This is a genomic window from Nocardia sp. bgisy134 (assembly GCF_965341865.1).
GTDB lineage: Bacteria > Actinomycetota > Actinomycetes > Mycobacteriales > Mycobacteriaceae > Nocardia.
Genome location: NZ_CBDQZP010000012.1, coordinates 204,310 through 229,634, shown reverse-complemented (window position 1 = coordinate 229,634; position 25,325 = coordinate 204,310). Strand labels below are relative to the sequence as shown.

At 69.4% G+C, this 25,325-nt stretch carries 26 protein-coding genes; 19 read left to right on the top strand and 7 right to left on the bottom strand.

Translation table 11 applies throughout. The features are described 5' to 3' along the window. Window positions 1-92 precede the first annotated feature (92 nt). The 4 genes from ACRWNM_RS22315 to ACRWNM_RS22300 form a co-directional block, all read right to left on the bottom strand. Complete coding sequence (locus ACRWNM_RS22315; protein ID WP_431970000.1) at window positions 93-899, bottom strand: LLM class flavin-dependent oxidoreductase; 807 nt, start codon at window positions 897-899, stop codon at window positions 93-95. 113 nt (window positions 900-1,012) lie between these two features. Further along, the gene (locus tag ACRWNM_RS22310; protein WP_431969999.1) at window positions 1,013-1,180 is read right to left on the bottom strand and encodes a hypothetical protein; all 168 of its coding nucleotides are present in this window, start codon (window positions 1,178-1,180) and stop codon (window positions 1,013-1,015) included. Between the two features lie 20 nt (window positions 1,181-1,200). Further along, on the bottom strand, window positions 1,201-1,689 hold the full coding sequence (locus ACRWNM_RS22305; RefSeq protein ID WP_431969998.1) for a hypothetical protein: 489 nt from the start codon (window positions 1,687-1,689) through the stop codon (window positions 1,201-1,203). A 44-nt stretch (window positions 1,690-1,733) separates the two neighbouring features. Further along, entirely contained in the window at window positions 1,734-2,231 is a 498-nt protein-coding gene (locus tag ACRWNM_RS22300) for a TetR/AcrR family transcriptional regulator (RefSeq protein ID WP_431969997.1), read from the bottom strand. Between the two features lie 178 nt (window positions 2,232-2,409). Here ACRWNM_RS22300 and steA point away from each other — a divergent pair, with 178 nt between their 5' ends. From steA to der, 11 genes are all read left to right on the top strand, one after another. After that, on the top strand, window positions 2,410-3,624 hold the full coding sequence (gene steA / locus ACRWNM_RS22295; RefSeq protein ID WP_431969996.1) for a putative cytokinetic ring protein SteA: 1,215 nt from the start codon (window positions 2,410-2,412) through the stop codon (window positions 3,622-3,624). Window positions 3,625-3,636: 12 nt separating this feature from the next. Then, window positions 3,637-4,581: a copper transporter gene (locus ACRWNM_RS22290; RefSeq protein WP_431969995.1), complete on the top strand. Its 945-nt coding sequence runs from the start codon at window positions 3,637-3,639 to the stop codon at window positions 4,579-4,581. 168 nt (window positions 4,582-4,749) lie between these two features. Then, window positions 4,750-6,471: a CTP synthase gene (locus ACRWNM_RS22285; RefSeq protein WP_431969994.1), complete on the top strand. Its 1,722-nt coding sequence runs from the start codon at window positions 4,750-4,752 to the stop codon at window positions 6,469-6,471. Beyond that, on the top strand, window positions 6,471-7,130 hold the full coding sequence (locus ACRWNM_RS22280; protein ID WP_431969993.1) for an NUDIX domain-containing protein: 660 nt from the start codon (window positions 6,471-6,473) through the stop codon (window positions 7,128-7,130). The genes ACRWNM_RS22285 and ACRWNM_RS22280 overlap by 1 nt, the downstream gene beginning before the upstream one ends. Before the next feature lie 12 nt (window positions 7,131-7,142). Next, window positions 7,143-8,087, top strand: a complete 945-nt coding sequence (gene xerD, locus ACRWNM_RS22275) for a site-specific tyrosine recombinase XerD (RefSeq protein ID WP_431969992.1) — start codon at window positions 7,143-7,145, stop codon at window positions 8,085-8,087. Window positions 8,088-8,368: 281 nt separating this feature from the next. Continuing rightward, a complete protein-coding gene (locus ACRWNM_RS22270) occupies window positions 8,369-9,343 on the top strand; it encodes a ParA family protein (RefSeq protein ID WP_431969991.1) in 975 nt (324 codons plus the stop codon). Between the two features lie 116 nt (window positions 9,344-9,459). Next, window positions 9,460-10,320 (top strand): segregation and condensation protein A, encoded by an 861-nt coding sequence (locus ACRWNM_RS22265; RefSeq protein WP_431970021.1) that lies wholly within the window; start codon window positions 9,460-9,462, stop codon window positions 10,318-10,320. A gap of 56 nt (window positions 10,321-10,376) precedes the next feature. Further along, on the top strand, window positions 10,377-11,060 hold the full coding sequence (gene scpB / locus ACRWNM_RS22260) for an SMC-Scp complex subunit ScpB (RefSeq protein WP_431970020.1): 684 nt from the start codon (window positions 10,377-10,379) through the stop codon (window positions 11,058-11,060). Window positions 11,061-11,068: 8 nt separating this feature from the next. Beyond that, window positions 11,069-12,307 carry a pseudouridine synthase gene (locus ACRWNM_RS22255; RefSeq protein WP_431969990.1) on the top strand — a complete coding sequence of 413 codons (1,239 nt, stop codon included), beginning with the start codon at window positions 11,069-11,071 and terminating at the stop codon, window positions 12,305-12,307. A gap of 65 nt (window positions 12,308-12,372) precedes the next feature. Continuing rightward, window positions 12,373-13,044, top strand: a complete 672-nt coding sequence (gene cmk / locus ACRWNM_RS22250; RefSeq protein WP_431970019.1) for a (d)CMP kinase — start codon at window positions 12,373-12,375, stop codon at window positions 13,042-13,044. Continuing rightward, the gene (der, locus tag ACRWNM_RS22245) at window positions 13,041-14,456 is read left to right on the top strand and encodes a ribosome biogenesis GTPase Der (protein ID WP_431969989.1); all 1,416 of its coding nucleotides are present in this window, start codon (window positions 13,041-13,043) and stop codon (window positions 14,454-14,456) included. The genes cmk and der overlap by 4 nt, the downstream gene beginning before the upstream one ends. 97 nt (window positions 14,457-14,553) lie before the next feature. On the opposite strand, the gene ACRWNM_RS22240 is transcribed toward der, so the two are convergent. Beyond that, on the bottom strand, window positions 14,554-14,976 hold the full coding sequence (locus ACRWNM_RS22240; protein ID WP_431969988.1) for an SRPBCC family protein: 423 nt from the start codon (window positions 14,974-14,976) through the stop codon (window positions 14,554-14,556). Window positions 14,977-15,125: 149 nt separating this feature from the next. On the opposite strand from ACRWNM_RS22240, the gene ACRWNM_RS22235 reads away from it, so the two are divergent. From ACRWNM_RS22235 to ACRWNM_RS22225, 3 genes are all read left to right on the top strand, one after another. Beyond that, window positions 15,126-16,022 (top strand): helix-turn-helix transcriptional regulator, encoded by an 897-nt coding sequence (locus ACRWNM_RS22235; protein WP_431969987.1) that lies wholly within the window; start codon window positions 15,126-15,128, stop codon window positions 16,020-16,022. Window positions 16,023-16,122: 100 nt separating this feature from the next. After that, window positions 16,123-16,929, top strand: a complete 807-nt coding sequence (locus ACRWNM_RS22230) for a phosphotransferase family protein (RefSeq protein WP_431969986.1) — start codon at window positions 16,123-16,125, stop codon at window positions 16,927-16,929. Window positions 16,930-17,275: 346 nt separating this feature from the next. After that, entirely contained in the window at window positions 17,276-17,734 is a 459-nt protein-coding gene (locus ACRWNM_RS22225; protein WP_431969985.1) for a hypothetical protein, read from the top strand. A gap of 103 nt (window positions 17,735-17,837) precedes the next feature. Here ACRWNM_RS22225 and ACRWNM_RS22220 read toward each other — a convergent pair whose 3' ends face one another. Together ACRWNM_RS22220 and acpM are read right to left on the bottom strand one after the other, a co-directional pair. Next, window positions 17,838-18,281 (bottom strand): SRPBCC family protein, encoded by a 444-nt coding sequence (locus ACRWNM_RS22220; RefSeq protein WP_431969984.1) that lies wholly within the window; start codon window positions 18,279-18,281, stop codon window positions 17,838-17,840. A gap of 43 nt (window positions 18,282-18,324) precedes the next feature. Continuing rightward, complete coding sequence (gene acpM, locus ACRWNM_RS22215; protein ID WP_431969983.1) at window positions 18,325-18,630, bottom strand: meromycolate extension acyl carrier protein AcpM; 306 nt, start codon at window positions 18,628-18,630, stop codon at window positions 18,325-18,327. 135 nt (window positions 18,631-18,765) lie between these two features. On the opposite strand from acpM, the gene ACRWNM_RS22210 reads away from it, so the two are divergent. From ACRWNM_RS22210 to car, 5 genes are all read left to right on the top strand, one after another. Further along, window positions 18,766-19,692, top strand: coding sequence for a MerR family transcriptional regulator (locus ACRWNM_RS22210; protein ID WP_431969982.1), 927 nt, complete (start codon window positions 18,766-18,768; stop codon window positions 19,690-19,692). Window positions 19,693-19,801: 109 nt separating this feature from the next. Then, a complete protein-coding gene (locus ACRWNM_RS22205) occupies window positions 19,802-20,167 on the top strand; it encodes a DUF3703 domain-containing protein (RefSeq protein WP_431969981.1) in 366 nt (121 codons plus the stop codon). Window positions 20,168-20,254: 87 nt separating this feature from the next. Beyond that, window positions 20,255-20,800, top strand: a complete 546-nt coding sequence (locus tag ACRWNM_RS22200) for a carboxymuconolactone decarboxylase family protein (RefSeq protein ID WP_431969980.1) — start codon at window positions 20,255-20,257, stop codon at window positions 20,798-20,800. 147 nt (window positions 20,801-20,947) lie between these two features. Continuing rightward, entirely contained in the window at window positions 20,948-21,706 is a 759-nt protein-coding gene (locus tag ACRWNM_RS22195) for an acyl-[acyl-carrier-protein] thioesterase (RefSeq protein ID WP_431969979.1), read from the top strand. 106 nt (window positions 21,707-21,812) lie between these two features. Beyond that, complete coding sequence (gene car, locus ACRWNM_RS22190; protein WP_431969978.1) at window positions 21,813-25,301, top strand: carboxylic acid reductase; 3,489 nt, start codon at window positions 21,813-21,815, stop codon at window positions 25,299-25,301. Window positions 25,302-25,325 lie beyond the last annotated feature (24 nt).

The window sequence follows — 25,325 nt, the reverse complement described above, 5'->3', positions numbered from 1 at the left end:
GTGCGTCGCGGAGGGCGGCGCACCCGATGGGCGCCGCATTGCCAACGACCACGGTATCCGGTGCCGGGGGCGGATTTCCGAGGTTCGGATGTTCACAGCGCACGCTGGAGTTCGGCGGCGAACTCGTAGCTCGCCTCCCAGTCCGCGGGCGACGGCGCCAGGATCACCCGTTCGGCGCCGGACGTGGCGTATTCGGCCAGCTGGTCGGCCGCCTCGCGCGGCGTGGCGGCCAGCGGAGGGGCGACCACGGTGATCGCCGGCGCGTTGCGGCCGAATGTCTCGGCGAGCGTGGTCAATTCGCGTGCCGAGGCGGCCACGTCGGCGGGGCTCGCGCCGATCGTGATCCAGCCTTCGGCGAATTCGGCGGCGCGGCGCCGTGCCCTCGGGCCGTCGCCCGCCACCAAGACCGGCGGCATCGCCGCGCCGGGGGCGAGGGTGACTTCCCCGCCGTCGGCGAGCGTCACCGGTTTGCCCGCGACGAGGTCGGGGAGCACCCGCAGCGCCTCGTCGGTGCGCGCGCCGCGTTCGGCGAACGAGGCTCCCGCCGCTCGCCAGCCGATGTCGCCGTGGGCCGGATTGCCGGTGCCGACGCCAAGCATCAGGCGGTTCTGCGACACGTACTGCAACGTGCCGATCTGCTTGGCGGCCCAGGCAGCCGGGCGCAGGGCGAGCAGCAGCACGCTGTAGCCGATGCGGAGGCGATCGGTCACCGCGGCGGCGGTGGCGAGCGCCACCGTGCTGTCCAGGATCGGTGCGCTGGCCACCAGATGGTCGGTGGACCATACGGATTCGAGCCCCGCCTGCTCGGCGAGCCGGGCGGCCGCGCGGACGTCACCGAGGAGGGGGAGTGCGGGATCGGGGGAGGAGGTGGGCAGGATCGCGCCGAGAAGCAAGGTCATATCCGTGACGCTACGAGCGCGCGGAGCTGAGGCCAATGTCGCGGAAGCTCATCCTCATGTCACGGACGCTCAGCACGAAAATCTCTGATCACCAGCCGATTCGGCACGGTCGGTCAGCCGAGGCAGTCGAGTTGAAAGAGCCGAACGGCTACTGTGCTGTCGAACAGCGCGTCGCGGGCCTCCACCAGCGCCCCCGAGAGACCACAGGTCCCCGCCTGGAGCGCGATGCTTGCACCGGCCACACCGCCGCCGATTCCCGGCGTCGCGAGATCTGTTGCCAACGAATGTTTTCGAGAGGCTGTCAGGCGAGCGGGGTGAGGGATTCGCCGTTGACGGTGGTGATCTCGGCGCTTACCTCGCGCGGGATTTCGTACACGGCGAAGGGAGTGAAGGGGCGGTAGCACTCGGGGTGATCGACGCCGCCGAGCATCGCCGGGCGGAAATCGGCTCCCTGGCGGTGCAATTCGGTGGAGACGGGGGCGCGGCAGCCGGTGAGCGTGACGACCGCGAGGTAGGCGCTGCGCTCGAAGCCGGTGAGGCGACCCGGATCGCGCACGACCTCAGGCGGATTCGAGTGGACGCGTGCGGTGAACCACTCGGCGAAGGCGCGCGCGGCATCCGGGCTGTCGATGATCACCGCGAAGGGGGAGCCGTACACGCCGTTCGGATCGAACTCGACGGCATTCGCGGTGACGCGGGCGTCGGAGGGATCGGCGTTCGTCGCGGCGTCGCAGCCCGCGGTGAGCAGGATGCCGATGACGAATCCGAGGAGCAGCGCTGGTCTCCGCACACTGACTTATCCGGTGCGGCACCGCTCGCCGTTACCGCGTGCGGCTATTTCTCCCGGGGCAGGGTGCGCCCGAGGGCGCGCACCGTGGCGCGGAGGTGCTCGGGCGGGAACCGTTCCGGGTCGGAGAGCACCAGCCTGCCCATCGTCTCGATGAATCCGAGCATCACGTGGCCGATGAGTTCCACGTCCGCGCCCCGCGGTCCGCCGCGCACCTGGATGCCGGTGCCGCGCACGGTGTCCGGCATCGCCGCGCGGACCTGTGCCATGCCGCGCACGTGTTCGCGGTGCAGCAGCGCGCCGATCAGTTCCGGTGCCGTCGGATACATCGCGTACAGCACGGGTTTGGCCACACCGGCTTGCTTGGCCACCTCCTGCATGGTCAGCTGCGCCAGTCCACCGCGGGCCACGACCCGCAGCGCGGCGTCGAGAAGCTGTGCGCGGCGCTCGGCGGGCGGCAGCCGCGGCGCGTTGCGCCTGCGCCTGCGCGCCGGGGGATCCGGCGAGATCTGCCAGACGCCCGAGGACTTCTTCTCGACACTCACCGGAAAATCATGCCTCGAGCGGCGGCACTGTCCGAGACGGCGGCGCGGGGAGCGTCCACGGCAAGGCGACCGTCCGGTCGGTTCGGTACTGGGACTGGCTTGTATCACTGTGACGAATGTGACTGGTGGTTCGGCGCGCCTCCACCATTGGTCGAGGGTTTGCGCCCATCATCGGGCCATGAGGATGCTGGCGTTGTTGTCGAAGAACACCGAAACGCTGCCCGGTCTCACCGGGACGGCCCGGGTGGATCGCAACACCCGGCGTCTGCTGCGGCGGGTCGGTCCCGGTGATGTCGTCGTGCTCGACGAGATGGACCTGGACCGGATCACCGCCGATCGGCTGGTCGAGGCGGGTGTGGTTGCCGTGATCAACACCTCGCCCTCGATCTCGGGGCGCTATCCGAATCTGGGTCCGGAGGTGTTGGTGGCCAACGGCATCGTGCTGCTGGACACCGTCAGTTCCGACGCCTTCACCAAGATCAAGGACGGCAGCAAGGTCCGCATCGTCGAGGGCGTGGTCTACGCGGACAAGCTGACCAAGAAGGAGCCGGAGGTCCTGGTCGAGGGCATCGAGCTCACCGAGACCGCGGTCGCGGAGCGGATGATCGAGGCGCGTAACGGCCTGGCCGACCACCTCGAGGCCTTCGCGGGGAACACCATCGAGTTCGTCCGCACCGAGAGCGCGCTGCTCATCGACGGCATCGGCGTTCCCGAGCTGGAACTCGACATGAAGCGCAGACACGTGGTCGTGGTGGCCGACGGTCCCGACCACGTCGACGATCTCAAGCGGCTCAAGCCGTTCATCAAGGAGTACGCGCCGATCATGGTCGGCGTCGGCCGCGGTGCGGACACTCTGCGCAAGCAGGGCTACCGGCCCGACCTCATCGTCGGCGATCCGGAGGAGATCACCTCCGCGACCATGAAGTGCGGCGCCGAGGTCATCCTGCCCGCCGACACCGACGGCCACGCCAAGGGCCTGGAACGGATCCAGGACCTGGGCATCGGCGCGACCACCTTCCCGTCCTCCGGCTCGCCGTCCGATCTCGCGCTGCTGCTCGCCCACCACCACGGCGCCGCGCTGATCGTGACCGCGGGCGCGGCCGCCTCGCTCGACGACTTCTTCGACCGCGGCCGCCGCGACAGCAACCCGGCCACCTTCCTCACCCGGCTCAAGCTCGGCACCAAGCTGATGGACGCCAAGGCCGTCGCCACCCTGTACCGCAACCGGGTGTCGGGAGTGGCGATCGCGCTGGTGGTGCTCGCCGCGCTGATCGCGGTCATCGTGGTGCTGCTGGCCTCGCACTCCGGCACCGAGATGCTCGACTGGGCCGCGGACACCTGGAACCGGTTCGCGGTCTGGTTCAAAGACCTACTCGAAGCCCGTGCGAAGTAGCCGGGGGAGATCATGATTCCACTACGCCAGCACGCCGTCTCCCTGGTGGCCGTCTTCCTGGCGCTCGCGCTCGGCGTGGTGCTCGGCTCGCAGACCCTGGCAGCCGACCTGCTCTCCGCGCTGCGCGCGGACAAGTCCGACCTGCGTGAGCAGGTCGACGCACTCGGCGAACAGCACCGCCGCTCCACCGGCGAGTTCGACGCCGCCGACCGGTTCATCGCGGGCTCGGCGAACCGCATCCTCGGCGGCGCCCTCGACGGTCGTTCGGTGGTGGTCTTCACCACGCCGGACGCGGACGCGGCCGACGTGGAAGCGGTGTCGAGGGGTCTGGCGACGGCGGGTGCGCCGGTGGTGGGCCGGATCGCGCTCACCGACGCCTTCACCGACGCGACCGAAGGCGACCGGTTGCGCACCGCGATCACCAACGTCATCCCCGCGGGCGCGCAGTTGCGCACCGGCGGGGTCGACCAGGGCAGCATGGCGGGCGACCTGCTCGGCACGGTGCTGCTGCTCGATCCGGCCAACGCGCAACCCCGCAGCACCCCGCAGGAGCTCGGCCTGGTGCTGGAGACCCTGCGCGGCAGTGGCTTCCTGGCCTACGGCGACACCCCGGTGCAACCCGCTCAGCTCGCGGTGGTGGTGACCGGCGAGGGCGCGAAAGCCGCTGAGCACGGCCAGGGTTCGAACCTGGCCCGATTCGCGGGCGGACTGCGCGGCCGCGGCGCGGGCATCGTGCTCGCGGGCCGTTCCGGCGCGGCCGAAGGCGCGGGACCGATCGCGTCCGTCCGCTCCGACGCGGCCCTGGCCACCACGGTTACCACCGTCGACAACGTCGATCGGGAGATCGGCAGGGTCACCGCCGTGCTCGGCCTCACCGAACAGCTCAACGGCGGCGCGGGCCGATACGGCACCGGCGACAAGGCGACCTCGCTCACCATGGCCGCGCTGCCGGGCTGAGCGTGGAGGCTGCCCGCTCGGCGCGGCGATCCGCTCGCACCTGCGGCCGCTGCCGAGCGATACGGCTCACAGTCCGCGGCCCGGCGCTCTGACCGGCTCCCGGCGATCGATCAGCAAACGTGCGTGGCGTTCGTTTTACCGGGTGCCGACGTGTTACCGTGAAGACCCGTGGGTCAAACACGGATTCAGGCGCGAACCGCTACCAAACACATCTTCGTCAGCGGTGGTGTCGCCTCCTCATTGGGTAAAGGCCTTACCGCTTCCAGCCTCGGTCAGCTGCTGACGGCGCGCGGTCTGCGCGTCACCATGCAGAAACTCGACCCTTATCTCAACGTCGATCCGGGCACCATGAATCCGTTCCAGCACGGAGAGGTGTTCGTGACGGAGGACGGCGCCGAGACCGATCTCGACGTCGGTCACTACGAGCGGTTCCTCGACCGGGACCTGTCCAGGGACGCGAATGTGACCACGGGGCAAATCTATTCGTCGGTGATCGCCAAGGAGCGCCGCGGCGAGTACCTCGGCGACACGGTGCAGGTGATCCCGCACATCACCGACGAGATCAAGAGCCGCATCCTCGCGATGAGCGGCCCCGATCTGCAGGGTCAGACCCCCGACGTGGTGATCACCGAGATCGGCGGCACCGTCGGCGACATCGAGTCGCAGCCGTTCCTGGAGGCCGCCCGGCAGATCCGCCACGACGTCGGCCGCGACAACGTCTTCTTCCTGCACGTCTCGCTGGTGCCGTACCTGGCGCCCTCGGGTGAGCTGAAGACCAAGCCGACCCAGCACTCGGTGGCCGCGCTGCGCAATATCGGTATCCAGCCCGACGCGCTGATCCTGCGCTGCGACCGCGAGGTGCCGCAGGCGCTCAAGAGCAAGATCGCGCTCATGTGCGACGTCGATGTGGACGCCTGCATCTCCACCCCCGATGCGCCCTCCATCTACGACATCCCGAAGGTGCTGCACCGCGAGGGCCTGGACGCCTACGTGGTGCGCAGGCTCGGCCTGCCGTTCCGCGACGTGGACTGGACCGTGTGGGGCGATCTGCTCGACCGCGTGCACCAGCCGCGCGAGGAGGTCGAGGTCGCGCTGGTCGGCAAGTACGTCGACCTGCCCGACGCGTACCTGTCGGTCACCGAGGCGCTGCGCGCCGGCGGGTTCGCCTCGCGCGCCAAGGTGAAGATCCGCTGGGTGCCCTCCGACGAGTGCGAGACCGAATCCGGCGCTGCGGCCGCGCTGCGCGACGTGGACGCGGTGCTGATCCCCGGCGGCTTCGGCATCCGCGGCATCGAGGGCAAGGTCGGCGCCATCCGCTTCGCCAAGAGCAGGAAGATCCCGCTGCTCGGCCTGTGCCTCGGGCTGCAGTGCGTGGTGATCGAGGCGGCCCGCTCGGTCGGCCTGGCCGAGGCCAACTCGGCCGAGTTCGAACCCGACACCCCGCACCCGGTGATCTCCACCATGGCCGACCAGGAACAGGCCGTGGCGGGCGAGGCCGATCTCGGCGGCACCATGCGCCTCGGCGCGTACCCGGCCACGCTGCAGAAGGGCTCGGTCGTCGCGCACGCCTACGGCGCCGAGCAGGTGTCCGAGCGGCACCGGCACCGCTACGAGGTGAACAACGCCTACCGCGACAAGATCGCCGCCAGCGGTCTGCGGTTCAGCGGCGTCTCGCCCGACGGGCACTTGGTCGAATTCGTCGAGCTGCCCGCCGACGTGCACCCGTTCTTCGTCGCGACCCAGGCGCACCCCGAGCTCAAGAGCCGCCCGACCCGCCCGCATCCGCTGTTCGCGGCGCTCATCGCGGCGGCGCTGAAATACAAGCTGGCCGAACGGCTACCGGTGGACATCCCCGGCGAAGAACTGGCGAGCGCGGACCAGGGAGCGTAATGAGTCACGCAGGGGGAGACGCGCCGGGCCGTCACGAATTCGAGACCGTCGCGAGCAAGACGCTGTACACCGGCGCGATCCTGGCGCTGCGCCAGGATCAGGTCGCGATGCCGGGCGGCAAGGTGGTCGAACGCGAGGTCGTCGAGCACCACGCCGCCGTCGCGGTGGCCGCGATCGATGACGACGACAATGTCGTGCTGATCCGGCAGTACCGGCATCCGCTCGGCACCCGTCTGCTCGAGCTGCCCGCGGGCCTGCTCGACATTCCCGGCGAGGACCCGCTCGCCGCGGCCAAACGGGAGCTCGCCGAGGAGACCGGGCTGGCGGCGCGGGAATGGGCGGTGCTCGTCGACGTGGCGCTCTCACCGGGTTTCACCGACGAGGCGCTGCGGGTCTACCTGGCCAGTGGGCTCTACGAGACCGAGCGGCCGGATCCGGAATTCGAAGAGGCCGACCTGGAGCTGGTCCGCATGCCGGTCACCGAGGCGGTGCGCGCCGCGCTGGCCGGCGAGATCACCAACGCCACCGCGGTGGCGGGCGTGCTGGCCGTCGTCGCGGCACGGGCAGGCGACACGCCGCTACGACCCGCCGATGCGCCGTGGCCTGGGCAACCCACCGCACTGCTGCGGCGTAAAGCCGCGACGCCACAGGAAACCTGACAGGATGCGAGGGTGCTTGCGCGCGAGATCGACTCCTACCTCGACCATCTCGCGGTCGAGCGTGGGGCCGCGCGCAACACCCTCGGCGCCTATCGCCGCGATCTGGATCGCTACCGTGATTTCCTGATCGGCCGCGGCGTCGCCGAATTGGACCGGGTCGCCGAATCCGACGTCGCCGAGTTCACCGTCGCGCTGCGCGCGGGTGGCGAGCAGCATCCGCCGCTGGCCGCGAGCTCGGTGGCGCGTGCGTTGATCGCGGTGCGCGGACTGCACCGCTTCGCGGCGGCCGAGGGACTCACCAGAACCGATGTCGCGCATGCCGTGAAGCCGCCCGCGCCGGGCAGGCGGCTGCCCAAAGCGCTGCCCTACGACAAAGTGCTGCGCCTGCTGGAGGCAGCGGGCGGCGGCACCGGCGAGGAACAGGACGCGGTTGACGGCGGCCCGCGCGGACTCCGCGATCGCGCACTGCTGGAACTGCTCTACTCCACGGGCGCACGTATCTCCGAAATGGTCGGCCTCGACGTCGACGATCTCGACGCCGACGACCGCGCCGTCGTGCTGCGTGGCAAGGGTGGCAAACAACGCATGGTGCCGATCGGCCGGCCCGCGCTGGCCGCGGTGGACGCCTACCTGGTGCGCGGGCGACCGGCCCTGGCCGCCGCGGGCAAGAACGCGGCGGGCGCGCTGTTCCTGAACGCGCGCGGCGGGCGGCTGTCGCGGCAGAGTGCCTGGCAGGTCTTGCAGGACGCGGCCGAGCGCGCTGGTATCGGCGCCGCCGTCTCGCCGCACACGCTGCGGCACTCCTTCGCGACACACCTGCTCGACGGCGGCGCCGATGTTCGTGTCGTGCAAGAACTTCTCGGCCACGCCTCGGTGACGACCACCCAGATCTACACGCTGGTCACCGTGAACACCCTGCGCGAAGTGTGGGCGACCGCCCACCCGCGCGCCCGCTGAGTCTCGCGCGCGTCGGCAACGATTGCTCGTCGCCGACCCGGACAGCGGGTATCGTCCGACATCGAAGTGCTTCCGGCAGCTCGCTCGTGACACCCGCGGCGAGTCGGGGGTGGGAAAGCACCGCGACAGCAATGCGGGTGTCGCGTGTCCGAGCGCGGGTCTCGCGCGGTCAAGCGGTAGCGTCTACCGAGAGCTGGACCGTACGAAAGCGAGGTCGGGCCCGATCGGCCTCGCTAGGCTCGGCGAGGCAACGGGCAGGAACTTCTAAGGAGCAGCGGATCGTGACGACAGCCGGAGCGGCGGAGCCGCCGATGGGTGCTGGGGCGCAGCCGCTTACGGGGCCCCGGTCGGATGGTTACTCGGATAACACAGCGGAGACGCTGTGGGGCGACGGGGCCGAGCCCGTTCCCGAGGGGGCGGAACTGGGACCCACGGGACGCCCGCTACGCCTGGTGCCCGACCCGCCGCCGGTGGCCAGGCACGGCGAGGCGCTCATCGTGGCCATGTGCAACCAGAAGGGCGGGGTCGGCAAGACGACCTCGACCATCAATCTCGGCGCGGCACTGGCCGAATACGGACGCCGCGTGCTGCTGGTCGATCTGGATCCGCAGGGTGCGCTGTCGGCTGGACTCGGCGTCGCTCACCACGATCTCGATCTCACGGTGCACAACCTGCTGGTCGGTAGCCGCACCTCCATCGATGACGTGCTGATGCGGACCAAGGTCGAGAACATGGACCTGCTGCCGAGCAACATCGACCTCTCGGCCGCGGAGATCCAGCTGGTCAACGAGGTCGGCAGGGAGCAGACCCTCGGCCGCGCACTGGAACCCGTGCGCGACCGCTACGACTACATCCTCATCGACTGCCAGCCGTCGCTCGGCCTGCTCACCGTCAACGCGCTGGCCTGCTCCGACGGCGTCATCATTCCGATGGAGTGCGAATACTTCTCGCTGCGCGGGCTCGCGCTGCTCAACGACACCGTGGAGAAGGTGCGCGACCGGCTGAACCCGCGGCTGAGCCTGTACGGCATCGTGGTCACCATGTTCGATGCCCGCCTACTACATTCGCGCCAGGTGATGGCGCGCGTCGTCGAGGTGTTCGGCGAACTGGTCTACGACACCGCCATCGCGCGCACCGTTCGTTTCCCCGACGCCAGTGTCGCCGGTGAACCCATCACCACCTGGGCGCCGAAATCCGGTGGCGCCGAAGCGTATCGGTCGATGGCGCGGGAAGTCATCCACCGGTCCGGCCGGTGATCGGGGCGCCGAACCCCGCGCGAGAGACGACAACCGAGGAGCAGACCGGCCCGCACGTTGTACCGCCGCCGGGCAACTCCGTGACACCGGGCAACTCCACGACGCCGGGCGATGGTGTGGCGCCCGGCGATACCGAGCCGAACGAGCAGGGCGGATCCGTATTCCGGCTCAAGCTCAGCAATTTCGAGGGTCCGTTCGACCTGCTGCTCACCCTGATCAGCTCGCGCAAGCTGGACGTCACCGAGGTCGCGCTGCATCAGGTCACCGACGAGTTCATCGCCTACACCAAGGCCATGACCGCGAGCATGAACGAACAGAGCGGGCTGCGCGCGGACAAGATCCTGGATCAGACCACCGAATTCCTGGTCGTCGCCGCGACCTTGCTGGATCTGAAGGCCGCGCGGCTGCTGCCCTCGGGCGAGGTCACCGACGCCGAGGATCTCGAGCTGCTCGAGGCGCGCGACCTGTTGTTCGCCCGCCTGCTCCAGTACCGCGCGTTCAAGCAGGTCGCCGCGCTGCTCGGGGAACTCGAAGCGGTCGCGCTGCGGCGCTATCCGCGCTCGGTCGGCCTCGAGGAGCGATTCGCCGGTCTGCTGCCCGAGGTTACTCTGGGAGTCGACGCGGCCGGATTCGCCGAGATCGCCGCCGCGGCGTTCCGTCCGCGCCCGACGCCGAAGGTCGGGCTCGACCACCTGCACGCGCACGCCATCTCGGTCGCCGAGCAGGCCGCGCTGGTGCTGGAACGGCTGAAGGCGCGCGGTGCGGGCGGGTGGACGACGTTCGCCGAGCTGGTCGCCGACTGCGAGGTGCCGGTACAGATCGTGGCGCGCTTCCTCGCGCTGCTCGAGCTGTACCGGGGCAAGACCATCGAGTTCGACCAGCCCGATCCGTTGGGCCCGCTCGCGATCAGCTGGATCGGCGACCCCGAGGACGGAACGCCTGCGCCGACCGTGACGATCGAGGAGGACTACGGGTGACGGACGCGACCACCGACACCGCGGCCGAGGACGCGGTGGCAACCGCCGCGGCGAACGTGGCGGAGAACACCACGGCGCCCAGCCGCCGCGACACAGTGGCGGGCTTCACTCCCGAGCCGCTGGACGACGCCGAATTTCGCTCCGCGCTGGAGGCGATGCTGCTCGTCGTGGACGCTCCCGCCCCGGTAGAACAGCTGGCCGCGGCCCTGGACGACACCACCGAACGGGTGGAGGCGGCGCTGCGCGCGATGTCGGCCGAGCTGACCGCGCGCGGCAGCGGCATCGATCTGCGTTTCGTCGGCGACGGGTGGCGCTTCTATACTCGCAGCGAGTACGCACCGTATGTGGAGCGCGTACTGCTCGACGGCGCTCGGACCAAATTGACGAGGGCGGCGTTGGAGACATTGGCGGTGGTGGCCTACCGCCAACCGGTGACCAGGACCAGGGTGAGCGCGGTCCGCGGCGTGAACGTCGACGGTGTGATGCGCACACTGCTCGCCCGCGGGCTGATCGCCGAGGCCGGGGTCGACCCGGAGACGAACGGCACGCAGTACTGCACGACCGAACTGTTCCTGGAACGGATCGGACTTGCCTCGCTGTCCGATCTGCCACCGCTGGCGCCCTTGCTCCCGGGCGTCGACCTGATCGACGAGATCAACGAGAGCCTGGAAACGGATCCCCGTTACACCAGGTTGAGGAAACCCGCCGAGGCCGATTTGGATCTCGGCACCGAGGATTGACAGGACAGATGAATACGCCCGCTCGCCGAGATGGCACACCGGATCGTAAGAAGAACAGCGCCCAGCCCGCCAGAGGCGGCACGGGTCGCGCCGTCGGCGCCCGCGGCGCCAGAGCAGCCCAGCGCGGCGGAACAGCGCGCGGCGCCGCACCGTGGGGGTCGGACGACAGGGGCGGCGCACGGCGCGGCGCGGGGGGTGCGGGCCAGGGCGGTTCCGCCCAGCGCGGCGCGGGCCAGCGCGGTTCCGGCCAGCGTGGATCGGACCAGCACGGATCGAGCCAGGGCGGTTCTGCCCAGCGCGGCTCCGGCCGCGGCGGCTCCGGCCAGGGCGCTCCGGCGCAGCGGTCCTCGTGGGGCCAGGGCCCGGCCAAGGCTCCGGCCGCGCGCAAGTCGAAGAACCCCAAGCCGCAGCGCCAGATCCCCGCGCAGCCGCTGCTGAGCAATGCCAAACCGGCACGCCGCCAGAACGTCGAGCCCGCGCAGACCGAGGGTCCGGCCAAGCTGCCGTGGGGCGAGGGCGAGCGGTTGCAGAAGGTGCTCGCGAAGGCCGGTGTCGCCTCGCGGCGCGCGGCCGAGGAGATGATCGATCAGGGCCGAGTCGAGGTCGACGGTGCGATCGTGCGCGAGCAGGGTCTGCGCATCGACCCGCAGACGGCCGTGGTCCGCGTCGACGGAACGCGCGTCGTGGTCCGCGACGAGCTGGTGCACGTCGCGCTCAACAAGCCCAAGGGCTGGCAGTCCACCATGTCCGACGACCTGGGCAGGCCCTGCGTCGGTGACATCGTCGCCGAGCGCATCGCGGCCGGGCAGCGGCTGTTCCACGTCGGTCGGCTGGACGCCGACACCGAGGGGCTGCTGCTGCTCACCAACGACGGCGATCTCGCGCACCGGCTGATGCACCCGTCGTTCGAGGTGTCCAAGACCTACCTGGCCACCGTGCAGGGAGAGGTCAACAACAAGATCATCGGCAAGCGGCTGCGCGACGGCGTCGAGCTGGAGGACGGCCCCGCCAAGGTGGACCGCTTCCAGGTGCTCGAGCTCGGCGAGGGACGCTCGCTGGTGAAAGTGGTGTTGCACGAGGGGCGCAAGCACATCGTGCGCCGCCTGCTCGACGCGGTCGGCCATCCGGTGACCCGGCTGGTGCGCACCCATATCGGCCCGGTGGCGCTGGGCGATCAACGGCCCGGCACCCTGCGTGTGCTCGGTCGCGATGAAATCGGCAAACTCTACGAGGCGGTGTCGTTGTGAACGGTGTGGAGATTCCGGTCGAGGTTCCCGGCCCGGTGGCGGGCCAGGCTTCGCTGGTGGTCGCCATGGACGGGCCTTCGGGCACCGGTAAGTCCAGCGTCTCCCGGCGCCTCGCCACCCGGCTCGGCGCCCGCTATCTCGACACCGGCGCCATGTACCGCGTCGCCACGCTGCGGGTGCTGCGGACGGGCATCGAGCTCACCGACAGCGCGGCCATCGGCGCCGCTGTCAAGGAGCTGCCGCTGACGATCGGCACCGATCCCAGCCACGAGGTGATCGAGCTCGACGGCGAGGACGTGTCCGCCGAGATCCGCGGCGACGCGGTCACGAAAGCGGTCTCGGCCGTGTCGGCGGTGGCCGAGGTGCGTGAGCTGCTCGTCGCGATGCAGCGCGAGCTCACCGCGTCGGCCCGGCGCATCGTCGTCGAGGGCCGTGACATCGGCACCGTGGTGCTGCCCGCCGCGGACGCCAAGATCTACCTGACCGCCTCCGCGGAGGCGCGCGCCGAACGGCGCAACCAGCAGAACATCCGGGAAGGCCGCGGCGACGACTACGCGGCCGTGCTCGCCGACGTGCAGCGTCGCGACAACCTCGACTCCACCCGCAAGGTGTCCCCGCTGCGTCCCGCCGAGGACGCGATGCTCGTCGACACCAGCGAGCTGAACATGGACGAGGTCATCGACGAGCTGTATCGCGTCGTCGCGCAGCAGATTTCGACTATCGGAGGGGACCGGTGACCGAAGACGTCCTAGCCGGCGACGGCGTATGGAGCGACGAAACCGACTGGGAGATTGCCGATCTCGAAGGTGAACAGGAGGGCGAGGAACATCTCGCCATGCCCACCCTCGCGGTGGTCGGCCGCCCGAACGTCGGCAAGTCCACCCTGGTGAACCGGATCCTCGGCCGCCGCGAGGCCGTCGTCGAGGACATCCCCGGCGTCACCCGCGACCGCATCTCCTACGAGGCGAGCTGGGCGGGCAGGCGATTCATGGTGCAGGACACCGGCGGGTGGGAGCCCGACGCCAAGGGCTTGCAGCAGCACGTGGCCCGTCAGGCCGAGGTGGCCATGGCGACCGCCGACGCGATCCTGCTCGTGGTCGACGCGACCGTCGGGGGGACCGCCACCGACGAGGCCGCGGTCAAGAAGCTGCGCCGGTCGAAGATCCCGGTCATCCTGGTCGCCAACAAGGTCGACGACCAGCGCCTCGAGGCCGAGGCGGCGTCGCTGTGGTCGCTCGGGCTCGGCGAGCCGCGCATGGTCTCCGCCTCGCACGGCCGCGGCACCGGCGACCTGCTCGACGACGTGCTCGAGGTGCTGCCCGAGACCCCGCGCGAGGGCACCGGCGGCGTCGGGCCGCGCCGTGTCTCTCTGGTCGGCAAGCCGAACGTCGGCAAGTCAAGCCTGCTCAACAAGCTGGCCGGCGACGAGCGCTCGGTGGTGCACGATGTCGCGGGCACCACCGTCGATCCGGTCGACTCGCTCGTCGACTTGGGCGGCAAGATCTGGAAATTCGTCGACACCGCGGGCCTGCGTCGCAAGGTCTCCACCGCCAGCGGCACCGAGTTCTACGCCTCGCTGCGCACCAAGTCGGCGCTGGAGGCCTCCGAGGTGGCGATCATGCTGATCGACGCCTCGCAGCCGATCACCGAGCAGGACCTGCGGGTGATCAGCCTGGTCGCCGACTCCGGCCGGGCGCTGGTGCTGGCCTTCAACAAGTGGGACCTGGTCGACGAGGACCGCCGCCTCCAGCTGGAGAAGGAGGTCGACCGCGAACTGGTCCGGGTGCCGTGGGCCCAGCGGGTCAACATCTCCGCCCACACCGGCCGCGCCGTGCAGAAGCTGGTGCCCGCCATGGAGACCGCGCTGGAATCCTGGGACAAGCGCATTGCCACGGGCCGTCTCAACACCTGGCTCAAGGAAGTGGTCGCGGCCACGCCGCCGCCGATGCGCGGCGGCCGCCTGCCCCGCATCCTCTTCGCGACGCAGGCCTCCACCCGTCCGCCCACCTTCGTGCTGTTCACCACCGGATTCCTGGAGGCCGGCTACCGCCGCTTCCTGGAACGCCGCCTGCGCGAGGAATTCGGATTCGACGGGTCGCCGGTGCGCATCTCGGTGCGGGTGCGCGAGAAGCGGGATCGGAAGAAGTAGTTCGGAGCTGACGCGGGCCCCGGGAGGACATCGTCCACCCGGGGCCCGCGAACCTCCCTGGCCTACTCGGTCTGCCCCCGGATCAGAGCGGAATCGGTCAGGCCGACTGCTCGGCGTGCTCGATGAGCCCCGCCACGACCTCGGGGAAGTCGGCGGTGATCTGCGGGCCGATCTCGGGGCCTGCGGTATCCGCCGCGGGGCCGGTGATCTCGGTCCGGTAGATCACCCGAGTCAGCCCCGACGGCAACGACTCCAGACGGTGCACGGTGAGGATGTCGAAACCGTCACCGGTGAAGACGTCGCTCCACAGTTCGCCCGGCACGATCTCCACGAAGCGGAGTTCGACCGTATCCCCGTCCGGGGACGTCATGCGGAAGCTGGTGCCCGGCGCGAAAGGACCATCCAGCTCGAAGGTTTCGATGCCCGGATTCCACTCCGGCCAGCGGTTCGGATCGGACCAGCTGCGCCACAGCGCCTCCGGGCTCACGGCCGTCTCGGCGCTGTGCTCGTACTTCCACATGACCGTTGTTGTATCACCGATGCACCGGTCGAGCCACGAGGACCAGGAGGTCGAGGTGTTCGAGAAATCCGGCGCTCAGCGCTTACCGACACCGCGCGCCTGCGTCGACCCGATGCGGTCGATCGCGGAGTCCAGGTGACACTGAGAACATGGTGGACGGTGGCGACACGAGACGGTGGCGGGGTGTGGCCGCGCTGCGGCCGGGGCGGCTGGTGATCCTCGGGCAGATCGGGACCGCCGCGTTGCACGCCCATCACACGGTGCAGATCATCGTCGCCGACGAGGACATGGTGCTGTCGGACCAATCGGGGGAGCGGGTGGTCTGCCGCGCGGCCGTCGTTCCGCCGGACGTGGCGCACGCGGTCGTGCGCGGTGCTTCACATGGTGCACTGGTGCATTTGGATCCTGAGTCGGCGCCGGGCAGGCGATGGGCAACGCTGGCGCGTCCGCGCGACTCCGCCCACGGATGGGCCTGCGCCGCAGCGGAATTGCGGCTCGACGCGCTCGGCGAATGGCTACGCGCCGGGCAGCGCGTGAGCGATCCGTCACCCGACGAACTATCCACCGGTGCACCGTCGTACGCCCTCACTGCCGAGGCGGCCGCCTTCGTCGACTGGGTGTGCTCGGCGCTCGCCTCGGAATCGGAGGCGGAGGCGGAGTGGGTGCGGGTCGGTGCGGCGGGGGAGACGGTGCGCCATCCAGCGGTCGCCGAGGTGCTGCGGTTGCTGCCGGAGCGAATGTCCACCGGTCCCGTCCGGCTCGCCGAACTGGCCCGTGCCGTACATCTCTCGGAAAGCCGTCTGGCCCACGTCTTCTCGGCCGAACTCGGGCTGCCGTTCCGGCCGTATCTGCGCTGGCTACGGATGCAGCGCGCCGCGGAACTGCTCGCGGCGGGCCTCTCGCTCACCGAGGTGGCGCACGAGGCAGGCTTCGCCGACAGCGCCCACCTGACCCGCGTCTGCCGCAGCATGTTCGGCGCTCCGCCTTCGGAATTCAACAATCTCGCCTGGCGCGGCACCCTCCACCCCCGGCCCGCGCACCCGTGACAGCGGCGCGGCGTCGCCACACAGCTTCCACCCGCCGCGAAGCTCGACCGGTCACTTGCCCGCGATAAACCCGGCGACGTGGGTGATCATCCCCGCGATAATGGCCGAGGTGGAACAAGTCGAGGTCGTCGTCGCCCATCACGAGCGCGCGACCGTGCGCGTTGGCGAGGTGTTCCTGAAGATCGACGCTGATCAGACGCGCACCGACGTCGAGGTCGAGGCGATGGCCATGGCGCCGATCCCGACTCCGGAGGTCTTGTGGCGCAAGCCGCCCGTGCTCGCGCTCGACGCCCTGCCCGGCACGGCACTCGGCCGCCTCGGCGAACCGTCGACAGCGTCGGCGGCGGCGTGGGCCGCGGCGGGTGCCGCCGCACGGATACTGCACGACGCGCCGCTGCCGCCATGGCCCGGTCGCAGCCTCGACGAGATCGCCTCGCAGCTCGACGGCGAATGCGAGTGGCTCGTCGACAACAGTGTCCTTCCCGCCGACGTGGTCACGCGCAACCGCCGGATTGCCGAGGCGGCGCTGCGGCCGTGGACACCGGTGTTCACCCACGGCGACCTGCAGGTCACCCACGTGTTCGTCGACGGTGACGAGATCACCGGCGTGCTCGACTGGTCCGAGGCGGCCCGGGGCGATGCCTTGTACGACCTCGCCACCTTGACGCTCGGGCACCCGGAGCGCCTCGACGACGTCCTCGCCGGCTACGGCACCGACGTCGACCCCGACGTGATCCGCGCGTGGTGGTCGTTGCGCAGCCTGCTGGGGGTCCGCTGGCTGGTCGAGCACGGCTTCGACCCGGCCTCGCCGGGCTGCGAGGTCGACGTGCTGAGAGCCCAGGCGCGGGACCGACAACAACGAGACATCCAGTCGTGCCGCGTTCCCGGCGGTAGCGCGCGATGGTGAAAGACCAACGCGCCGAGTTCATTTCCGTATGCCGAACCCCTTTTACCTGGTGGGATCGGTAGCCTTGGGCGACTTTCGACCACGCGGCGCCGGGGGCGGTCGACTCCACACGGCCAGCGATATCGACTTCGTCGTCGTGACCGACCATCGCCTCGAGAGAGAGTCTCCGGCGATGGTGGCGTTGGCCGAGGCACACGCCCGAACCGTGGCCGCCTTCCCACGGCCGAACTTCGACGGGGTGGTTCTCACATGGGCCGACCTCGCAGCTGGGCCCAGCGGTTGCCCCGAAGTCCCCTGCGCCCAGGAGAGCCGGTTCACACCGGCTGGACGGTCCGGCATCAACCCGGTGACGTTTTGCGAGCTGGCCTGGCACGGGATTGCCGTGCGCGGGCCACAGCCGACCGACCTCGACCTGTGGGCGGACCAGAAAGCCTTGCGCGAGTTCACCGTCGACAACCTCCGCGCCTACTGGCGGCCGTGGTGGCAACAGCATCGACAGCGGCGCCCGATGCCTCTCATCGTGGGGGTCAGTCCGTGGTTCCCGGTCTGGGCCGTTCTCGGCGTGAGCCGACTGCACCACCTTCTCGCCACCGGATCGATGACTTCCAAATCCGGCGCCGGCCGCTACGCCCAGAGGATGTTCGATCCGTGCTGGCAGCGCATCATCGCCGAAAGCCTGCACCTGCGGACCAACGGCGCCGAGGGCCACCGCAGCTACCGCAACCCACTGGCCCGCCGCCGCGACACTCTCGCCTTCCTCGATGCCACCATCGACGCGGCGCTGGCCTTGCCCGCCAAGCCCTGACACCGCCACACCCTGGAGACGCCGGAACGGGGCTCGCACGCGATGCTCTTCTAGAACAACTCCACCGCAGGTGCGTCGGCACGATCTCCGTCCTACACGCGGATCAGTGGTGGATCACCTCACCGAGCCGCGGTAGGACCCGTCGTTTCCAACTGCGCTCCACGGCGTTGCGCACCATCTTCTGTCGACGATCTTCGATGTCGAAACCCGTCTGCGTCAGCAGAAGTCGTGTGCCACGACCCTGCGGATGCAGCGTCCAGTCGACAATCCACCGAGCGGGATACTCGGCCTGCGGATATATCCAGCGGTAGGTCAGCTGCTCGTACGGCCGGGCCGTCAGCACCTCGCAGATGATCTCGTTGATCGATGCGTCCGGGATGGTGAATCGGAAGTGGGTTCCGGCCGAGGCGGCGAACCCGGTCGGTCGAAGCAACCACCGCTGCAGCAGATCCGGCTCCGTCAACGCGCACCATACCGCGTACGGTGGCTGCCGGAAGAAGCTGCCGAGCTCGACTGCGGCGGGATTCAACTGCGGATCAGCGATCACCGGCTCACCACCTCCACCGCGGGGCCGGACTGCCCGGGGCCGCTCAATTCTCCTGGCCTTCCTTGTATTTCGCTTCCATCTCCGCGGCGAGCTGAGGCTTCTCGGCCTCCATCTTCTGGACGTACGCCACCGCGTCGCCGACGGTTCGCAGGCTCGCAAGGTCCTCGTCGGGGACCTTCACGCTGTACTTGTCCTCGAGCTGCACGGCGATCTCCACCAGTGACAACGAGTCGATGTCCAGATCATCGACGAAGGACTTCTCGATCACCACCTCTGCGGCGTCGATACCCGTTACCTCCTCGACGATCTCCGCGATGCCTGCGACGATTTCTTGTTGCGTGGTAGCCACGAAACACCCTCCTCGGTGTGACGACATATACGTAGGTCTCCACCGTCCTCCGCCACCGCTTCGGTTTCCGCTGTCGGTGGCGGACGGCGGTGCCAGTACGCTATGAGCTCCAGTGGGGTGGAGGTTCAACAGGTTGTGACGGACAACACACGATCGCTGGTGAGCATCGGGGAGTTGGCGCGCAGGACCGGGCTCGCAGTGCGAACGATCCGGTTCTACTGCGACGAAGGCATTCTGGAGTCCCAGCGCAGCGCAGGCGGGCATCGGAAGTTCGACGCTGGCAGCGCCACCGAACGACTGCTGTTGGTGCGGCGGTTGCGCGCTCTCGGTCTCGGGCTGGACTCGATCACCGACGTGCTGCAGGAAGAGCGGTCGATGACAGAGGCCATCGCTGCCGAAAGTGAGCGGCTCGATATCGAATTGAGGTCGCTGGCGTGGCGGCGGGCGTCACTGCGGGCTATCGAGACGGTTGCTCCGGCGGAGCGGGGCGAGCGACTCGCGTTGCTGGCTGCCGCGCAGGATGGTGGTGCGGTGCACGAGTACCTCGTACGGTTCTGGCGGCACATTCTCGCACCGCTACCGCGGTGCGACAGCGATCCGTGGGTGTGCTGGAATGTCCCGGAGCCGCCTGCTGATCCGTCCGTCGACGAGGTTGTCGCGTATGCCGAATTGGCCGCTCTTGTCGCCGACCCCCAGATGAATGGTGCTGTGCGGCAGCAATACTGGCGGAATCAGCCGGAGCTGATCCGCGACCCGCGAGCGCTGTACGCCGACGTGGGTGACGTGATGGTGGACGTTGTGCCACTCGTAGCGGAAGGCGTGCGACCGCAGGCCGGAAGCGAACTCGATCGGTTCGTCGACGCCCATGCTCACGCGCGCGGGAAGCGTGATTCCCCGCGTTTCCGCGAACAGTTGCTGATCGACGCCACCGATTCCGACCACCGGATTCACCGTTACTGGGCGCTGACAGAACGGTTCTTCGGACCTCGTGTCACTGTCGGACGAGCCCACGACTGGGTCTACAATGCGCTGGCTCACTCCACCGACCTCGCCGATGCATAGGTGCCCGACCAGTGTTCGGGGGCGAGGCGCAGCAGGTTTGTTCAAGACTTCGAGCGGGCCGATCGGCGAGGGTCGAGGGCGAAGACATTCGACGAGTCCAGGAGTAACCATGGCCCCCATGCCGCCCACCGTTCGCAGCGCCTTCGAAGAGGAACTGCGTGCCGCGAGTGCCGCCACCGATCTCGGCGACATGTGGCGCGCGTTGGAGCGCGCACACATCCTGTCGCAGCCGTGGCCGTGGCCGCACACTCGCTCGCACTGGCACATGCTGCGGCTGGCGCTGCGGTGCCGCGACCGGAAGGAGGCGTTGGGCCAAGTGGTTCGGCTGTCGGGCGCGGGTCTCGGTTCGTCGCTGGGCCGGGTACCGATCGGCAACACCGGCCGCACCGCCGTGGGCATCATGACGCCCATGCCGATTCCCGCCGACCTGGCCGCGATCCTCGAAGCAGGGCGCGGCGAGACCGCCCGCACCTAGCCCCGAATCTCTACTACAGGCCGTCGTTTCGAGCGTAGGATGGCGTCGACCGGAAATACTCGCGACGAGCGAAGGGGAGTCCGGAGAATGCGAACTGTTCAACGTATTCGGAGCCATGTTGGGGCGTTCCGGCGGGCCCGCCGGAACCGCACCGATCTCGTCGGGTGGCTGGGGCGCAGGCCGCAGCTGCTGGTGAGCACGGCGGTCTACGAGACGATGTCGATCTTCGCCAACCGCCTCGACCCGCATCTCAAAGACTTGGCCGAGCTGAAGACCGCGGGCCTGGTGAACTGCGAATTCTGCCTCGATATCGGCTCGGCCATCGCCCAGTCCGCCGGGGTCACCGAGCGGCAGATCACCGAGCTGCCGCGCTATCGGACCAGCGATGCCTATACCGAGCTGGAGAAACTGGTCATCGCCTACGCCGAGGCCGTCACGGCGACGCCCGCGGTCGAACTGGACGACCTGCGCGATCGACTGCTGGTCCATCTCACCAAGGCGCAGCTCGCCGAGCTCGCCGCCGCGATCTCCTGGGAGAACCAGCGCGCCCGGCTCAACCAGGCGCTCGGCGTGCGACCCACCGGCATGGCCGAGGGCATGGCGTGCGCGCTTCCGGAGTCTCGGATCGGCTGAGCGGTCTCGAATCGGCTGAAAGGGACGCTCGAATCGGCAACGAGACGTTCGAATCAGCGACGCTCGAATCGGCTCGGCGGGACGCTCGACTGAACGCAGCGCCGTCCCGGACAAGCTGACCGGCGGACGTCCTGGCATCATCCGACCATGGTCATTCCCAGCGTATTGCCGGAGCGTCCGCCCGCAGGAACCCTTTTTCAGACGGGGTGGCCGGTCCGCCTCGCCGACATCGACAGGGAACACCGGCTCCGCCTCGACGCGATCGCCCGCTACCTGCAGGACATCGCCTTCGAACATCTCGAGGCGGTGGAGGATGGCGACACGCATCGGGGCTGGGTGGTGCGCCGCACGGTGATCGACGTGCTCGAGCCCGTGGTGTGGGGCGAGCGGGTCACCCTGCACCGCTGGTGCTCGGCCCTGTCGAACCGCTGGTGCACCATGCGGGTGCAGATCTTGGGCAGCGAAGGCGGCCACATCGAGACCGAGGCCTTCGTGATCCACTTCGGTATCGAGAGCGGCGTGCCGACCAGGATGAGCGACCGCTTCATGGCGCCGATGCTGGCCGGTACCAGCGAGCATCGCCTGCGTTGGCGGGCCGCCCTCACCGAATCCATGCCCGACGCGGCGTCGGCCGACGTCGAGGTGCTGCCGTTCCCGCTGCGGGTGGCCGACATCGACGTGCTCGACCACGTCAACAACGCGGTATACCTCGGTGCGCTCGAGGAACTGCTGGCCGGGCACGCCGACCTGCTCGCGGCCCCGTACCGGGTGATCATCGAGTACGCCAAGCCGCTCGAATCCGGCGAGCAGGTCCGGGTGGTCGGCCGTCGCGCCGGCGACACCCTGGACGCCTGGCTCGCCGTCGGCGACGAAGCGCGCGCGGTCGCCCGCATCACCCCGCTCTGACCGAGCGGGAGTGACGATGCGGTCTCGGGCTTCGAGGAACCCGTGACCGAGATCCTTAGTTGAGCTAACGTGTCGGGTGGGGATGGCTCATCGTGGAGGCGGACCAATGGCGGACGAAGCACAGGTCGCGCGACAAACCGAGCGGATCGCGCGGTTGTATGCCGAGCATCGGCAGATCCGGGACGCGGCGCCGACCCGGGAGATCAGTGCACTGATCCGGCAGCCGGGAACGCGGCTGCCGCGGATCGTGGAGACCGTCATGACCGGCTACGCCGAGCGCCCCGCGCTCGGGCAGCGAGCGGTGGAGCTGAGCACCGACCCGCGGACCGGCCGCCGGACGACGCGGCTGCTGCCGACCTTCGACACCGTGACCTACGGCGAGGTGTGGGCGCGGGTGGGCGCGGTCGCCGCCCACTGGCATCACGAGATCTCGGTGCGCGCGGGCGATTTCGTCGCCATCCTCGGCTTCACCAGCGCCGAGTACACCGTCCTGGATCTCGCCTGCGTGCATCTCGGCGCCGTCGCGGTGCCGCTGCAATCCGGTGCCTCCGTCGCGCAGTTGCGGCCCATCCTCGCCGAGACAGCACCTCGGGTGCTCGCCACCAGCCTCGACCTGCTCGACCACGCCGTGACCGGTGTGCTCGAAGGTCACCCGCCCGAGCGCCTGATCGTGTTCGACTACCACCCTGGCGACGACGATCACCGGGAGGCGCTGGAATCGGCCCGCCGCCGCCTGTCCGCCTCCTCGATCGTGATCGACACCCTGGACGACATCGTCGCGCGTGGCCGCGGACTCCCGCCCGCGCCGCTGCACGATCCCGACGACGACGAGCTCGCCCTGCTCATCTACACTTCGGGCAGCACCGGAACGCCCAAGGGCGCGATGTACACGGGAGCCTTGGTGACCGCGATGTGGCTGGCCCAGCCGCTGGTCGCGTCGATCAACCTCAACTACATGCCGATGAGTCACGTGGCGGGCCGGATGAGCCTGTACGGGGTGCTCGCCCGCGGCGGCACGGCGTATTTCACCGCGGCGAGCGATATGTCGACGTTGTTCGAGGACATCGCCCTGGTGCGGCCCACCGAGCTGTTCTTCGTGCCGCGCGTGTGCGACATGGTCTTTCAGCGCTATCAGAGCGAGCTCGACCGCAGGGCGGATGGAGACATCCCGTCCGCCGACCTCGAGGAAGCGGTGAGAACCGAACTCCGGGAAGACTTCTTCGGCGGTCGCTACATGACCGCGATGTGCGGCAGTGCGCCGCTGGCCGCCGAGATGAAGACTTTCGTGGAGTCCGTGCTCGACATGGAACTGCACGACGGCTACGGCTCGACCGAGGCGGGCGGCGGACTGGTCATCGACACGATCGTGCGCAGGCCCCCCGTGCTCGACTACAAGCTCGTCGACGTGCCGGAACTCGGCTATTTCCATACCGATTCGCCGCATCCGCGCGGCGAGCTGCTGCTGAAGACGACCGCGATGATCGCCGGGTACTACCGGCGCCCCGAGCTCGATGCCGAGATCTTCGACGACGACGGCTTCTACCGCACCGGCGACATCGTCGCCGAGCTCGGTCCGGATCGCCTAATCTACGTCGATCGCCGCAACAATGTGCTGAAGCTGTCCCAGGGCGAATTCGTGACGGTCGCCAAGCTGGAGGCGGTGTTCGCGGGCAGCCCGCTGGTGCGGCAGATCTTCGTGCACGGCAGCAGCGAGCGCGCCTATCTGCTCGCGGTGATCGTGCCGACCGCTGACGCGCTGGCCCGCTGGGAGGGCGCGGAACTCGCGGCGGCGCTGAGTGAATCGTTGCAGCAGGTCGCCAAGGACGCGGAACTGAACTCCTATGAGATCCCGCGCGATTTCCTCATCGAGACCGAACCGTTCAGCACCGCGAACGGGCTGCTCTCCGGTATCGGAAAGCTGTTGCGCCCCAAGCTGAAGCAGCGATACGGCGAACGCCTGGAACAGCTCTACGCCGATCTCGCCGCCGCCCAGAACGAGGAACTGCTCATGCTGCGCCACGAGGCCGCGACGCGACCGGTGCTGGAGATCGTCGGCCGGGCGACCCGCGCCCTGCTCGGCTGCGCGGGCGCGGACATCCGCCCGGACGCGCACTTCACCGATCTCGGCGGCGATTCGCTGTCGGCCCTGTCGCTGTCGAACCTGCTCGGCGAGGTTTTCGGCGTCGAGGTGCCGGTCGGCGTGGTCACCAGCCCGGCGAACGATCTGCGCGGACTTGCCGAATACATCGACACCGCCCGATCCGGCGCCGCGCAGCGGCCGAGCTTCGTCGACGTGCACGGTGACACCGGCCGGGTCACCGCCGCGCAACTCACGCTGGAAGCGTTCCTCGATCCGGCGACGCTGTCCACCGCGGGGGACCTGCCCCTCGCCACCGGTCCGGCCAGGACGGTGCTGCTCACCGGAGCCAACGGCTACCTCGGCCGCTTCCTCTGTCTGGAATGGCTGGAACGGCTGAATGCCGTTGGCGGCAAACTGATCTGCCTGGTGCGCGGCGCCGACGGGTACGCCGCGCGCAAACGGCTCGACGAGGTCTTCGACACCGGCGACGCCGAACTGCTCGATCGCTTCCACGAGCTGGCCGAACGCGGCCTCGAGGTGCTCGCGGGCGATATCGGCGAACCGAATCTCGGTGTGGACGAGGCGACTTGGCGGCGGCTCGCCGCGGAAGTCGACCTCGTCGTGCATCCCGCCGCGCTGGTCAATCACGTCCTGCCCTACCGGCAGCTGTTCGGCCCCAACGTGGTCGGCACGGCCGAACTGATCCGGCTGGCGCTGACCACGCGCCGCAAGCCGGTCAACTACCTCTCCACGGTGGCGGTCGCCGCGCAGATCGATCCGTCGAAGTTCGCCGAGGACGGCGACATTCGCGAGATGAGCCCGGTCCGGGTGATCGACGAGAGCTACGCCAACGGGTACGGCACCAGCAAATGGGCGGGCGAAGTGCTACTGCGCGAAGCCAATTCCCGGTTCGGGCTGCCGGTCGCGGTCTTCCGCTCGGACATGATCCTGGCGCACAGCCGGTACGCAGGTCAGCTCAACGTGCCCGACATGTTCACCCGGCTGCTGCTCAGCCTGCTCGCCACCGGCATCGCCCCCCGATCCTTCTACCGGACCGACACCGACGGGAAGCGCCCGCGCGCCCACTACGACGGCTTGCCCGCGGATTTCACCGCCGCCACCATCGCCGGGCTCGGCGCCGCGGCCACCGACGGCTTCCACAGCTACGACGTGCTCAACCCGCACGACGACGGGATCTCCCTGGACACCTTCGTCGACTGGCTGATCGAGGCGGGGCACCCGATCCACCGCATCGCCGACTACGACGACTGGCTCACCCGTTTCGAGTCCGCCTTGCGCGCCCTTCCCGAGCGTCAGCGCACCCACACCCTGCTGCCGCTGCTGCACGCGTACCGGCGGCCTGCGCCGCCCCTGCGCGGCGCGGCCCTGCCCGCCGAGAACTTCCGCGCCGCGGTTCGATCGCTCGAACTTCCCGGCGCCGAGGACATCCCGCACCAGTCGCCGGCGCTGATCGAGAAGTACGTCGGCGATCTGCGGCGGCGCGGGCTGCTCTGATGGCGGCGAAAGCCCGAGGCCCCG

Excerpts from the sequence above, each read along its gene's own strand:
- ACRWNM_RS22315 (WP_431970000.1), bottom strand. The coding sequence starts at position 899 with ATGACCTTGCTTCTCGGCGCGATCCTGCCCACCTCCTCCCCCGATCCC.
- steA (WP_431969996.1), top strand. The coding sequence starts at position 2,410 with ATGAGGATGCTGGCGTTGTTGTCGAAGAACACCGAAACGCTGCCCGGT.
- ACRWNM_RS22290 (WP_431969995.1), top strand. The coding sequence starts at position 3,637 with ATGATTCCACTACGCCAGCACGCCGTCTCCCTGGTGGCCGTCTTCCTG.
- ACRWNM_RS22280 (WP_431969993.1), top strand. The coding sequence starts at position 6,471 with ATGAGTCACGCAGGGGGAGACGCGCCGGGCCGTCACGAATTCGAGACC.
- ACRWNM_RS22255 (WP_431969990.1), top strand. The coding sequence starts at position 11,069 with ATGAATACGCCCGCTCGCCGAGATGGCACACCGGATCGTAAGAAGAAC.
- cmk (WP_431970019.1), top strand. The coding sequence starts at position 12,373 with ATGGACGGGCCTTCGGGCACCGGTAAGTCCAGCGTCTCCCGGCGCCTC.
- ACRWNM_RS22240 (WP_431969988.1), bottom strand. The coding sequence starts at position 14,976 with ATGTGGAAGTACGAGCACAGCGCCGAGACGGCCGTGAGCCCGGAGGCG.
- ACRWNM_RS22235 (WP_431969987.1), top strand. The coding sequence starts at position 15,126 with ATGGTGGACGGTGGCGACACGAGACGGTGGCGGGGTGTGGCCGCGCTG.
- ACRWNM_RS22230 (WP_431969986.1), top strand. The coding sequence starts at position 16,123 with ATGGCCGAGGTGGAACAAGTCGAGGTCGTCGTCGCCCATCACGAGCGC.
- ACRWNM_RS22205 (WP_431969981.1), top strand. The coding sequence starts at position 19,802 with ATGGCCCCCATGCCGCCCACCGTTCGCAGCGCCTTCGAAGAGGAACTG.
- ACRWNM_RS22200 (WP_431969980.1), top strand. The coding sequence starts at position 20,255 with ATGCGAACTGTTCAACGTATTCGGAGCCATGTTGGGGCGTTCCGGCGG.
- ACRWNM_RS22195 (WP_431969979.1), top strand. The coding sequence starts at position 20,948 with ATGGTCATTCCCAGCGTATTGCCGGAGCGTCCGCCCGCAGGAACCCTT.
- car (WP_431969978.1), top strand. The coding sequence starts at position 21,813 with ATGGCGGACGAAGCACAGGTCGCGCGACAAACCGAGCGGATCGCGCGG.